The organism is Alkalihalophilus lindianensis (assembly GCF_032843265.1).
GTDB lineage: Bacteria > Bacillota > Bacilli > Bacillales > Bacillaceae_D > Alkalihalophilus > Alkalihalophilus lindianensis.
On the sequence record NZ_JAWJBA010000433.1, the window covers coordinates 1 to 266 of the forward strand.

Consider the following 266-nt stretch of genomic DNA (forward strand, 5'->3'; position numbering starts at 1 on the left):
TCCGCGCCCTGATGCGAGAGGTCGCCACCCTGATTTGGTACGGGGTGACCCGCGACCTGCCGATGGAAAAGGTCGAGATCGAGACCCCCGTCGCGCCCACGACAGCCTACGAGATCGCCGGCAAGAAGCTGGTCTTCGCCCCGATCCTGCGCGCGGGCCTCGGCATGTGCGAGGGGATGCTGGACCTGGTCCCCTCAGCCCGCGTGGCTCACATCGGCCTCTATCGCGACCATGAGACGCTGGAGGCGATCGAGTACTATTTCAAG

General features: G+C 65.4%; 1 protein-coding gene. It reads left to right on the plus strand.

Translation table 11 applies throughout. From position 1 onward, the window contains the following. Window positions 1-266 (plus strand): uracil phosphoribosyltransferase (locus tag RYX56_RS26620; protein WP_317124197.1); only part of this gene is annotated, 266 nt, incomplete at both ends.